The 1,092-nt window shown below is 55.4% G+C and carries 1 protein-coding gene; it reads right to left on the bottom strand.

The window, feature by feature from the left end; genetic code table 11:
- Positions 1-1,092, bottom strand: a 1,092-nt coding sequence (locus tag ABLA76_RS16325; protein ID WP_348988727.1) for a condensation domain-containing protein, incomplete at both ends; no start/stop codon positions are given.

The raw sequence follows: 1,092 nt of genomic DNA, 5'->3' as shown, positions 1-1,092 counted from the left end.
GGCCACATGGAACAGTACAGCTGGACTGATACCCAACTGACGGGTGCAATCCCGGAGCTGTTGTGCCAGTTCATCATCTAACGTGACGATATCTTCCACGATTTTAGCGTGCTTATCGCGGCTGTTTCCCTGCACATCCAGTAACCCGAACGGCAGTGTCGGTGCTTCCACGTCGCCCAGTAACTGCTGGAAATAAGCCTGATGCACTTCAATCGGCACCTGACGGGTCTGGGCAATAAAATTGCGGTAAGGCAACGGGGCGGGCAGAGATGCTTCTTCACCCAGAATCAACGCCTGCACTTCGCTGAAAATAATTTCCAGTGACAGATGGTCACAGACCAGATGGTGGTGCAACAGACTCAGCCACCATAAATCGGCGTCGGGATCCTGAGCGATATAGGCGGCCAATAATGGTGCCTGCGTGATATCTAACCGTATGCTGTCCGGATCGGTCAGACGGCGTAGCTGGCTTTCGGCACTTTCTCCCGCGGATAACGTCAGCTCTGTGATCGGCAGGGGCGCATGACGGCAGACCACCTGTACGGGAATGGGAAGTTCCTGCCAGTGGAAGGCACTGCGTTGAATATCGTGCCGGTCAATCACCCGCTGCAACGCCTGCAAGAAACTCTCCAGCCGTGTCCGGCTGTCAAAGTGCATCAGAATATTTTCAAGGTAAGTATCACCGGTTTCTGCCAGTAAATGGTGGAACAGAATGCCTTCCTGCAACGGTCCGAGCGGGTAAATATCCTGAATATTGGCGACACCGCCCGGGACACGGTCAACAATCTGGTCAATTTGGGGCTGGGTTAAGGTTACCAGCGGCAGCATAGCCGGCGTAATGTGCGAACTGTCTTCGCGGATCAGGTTAGGCGGAATAGCTATTGCCTGCGCATCTTGCTCACTCTTCTGATGTAAGCGGGCGCTCATGGCTGCCAGCGTGGGGGCCGCGAAGACCGCGCTGACCGCCAGAGACAGCCCTTGCTGGCGCAACTGTTCGATCAGGCTGACCACCAGCAATGAATGACCGCCCAGTTCGAAGAAATTGTCATGACGCCCGACCTGTTCCAGCGGCAGAATCGATTGCCAGACGGC

Source organism: Xenorhabdus sp. SGI240 (assembly GCF_040081915.1).
Taxonomy (GTDB): domain Bacteria; phylum Pseudomonadota; class Gammaproteobacteria; order Enterobacterales; family Enterobacteriaceae; genus Xenorhabdus; species Xenorhabdus bakwenae.
Note: the sequence above shows the minus strand (reverse complement) of the source record. Positions and strands in the feature narration are given on the sequence as shown.